The organism is Photorhabdus viridis (genome assembly GCF_040256935.1).
GTDB lineage: Bacteria > Pseudomonadota > Gammaproteobacteria > Enterobacterales > Enterobacteriaceae > Photorhabdus > Photorhabdus viridis.
Genome location: NZ_JBEJZY010000314.1, coordinates 1 through 361, shown reverse-complemented (window position 1 = coordinate 361; position 361 = coordinate 1). Strand labels below are relative to the sequence as shown.

Below are 361 nucleotides of genomic sequence, written 5' to 3'. Positions count from 1 at the left end.
AATCGTGACCATTCACCATTACGGCAAGTGTCCGCAGGCCCTGCAAGAAGCCCGTGGCGGATCAGGAACTTATCTGCATAATGAATTCAGTTTTATTTCCGGCTATCAGGATTGGCGAGCGCTCTATCGCTACAAACCGCTGGCGGATGGTGATGAAGTGGCAACCGTGGTTGGCCCGGCCGGGGAAGAGATTTATGTCAATGAAGACGGTTGTATCCGCGTCCATTTTCACTGGGATCGTTATGATAAGGCCGATGAAAACGCGTCTTGTTGGGTACGGTTTGCGCAAGGCTGGAATGGCAGCGGTTACGGTTTTATGGCGGTTCCCCGTATCGGTCAAGAGGTGATCGTCTCTTATCTG

General features: G+C 52.1%; 1 protein-coding gene. It reads left to right on the top strand.

What is annotated here, in order from left to right:
• The coding region (locus tag ABR397_RS23525) for a phage baseplate assembly protein V (protein ID WP_350307811.1) at positions 1-361 on the top strand (361 nt) is incomplete at both ends.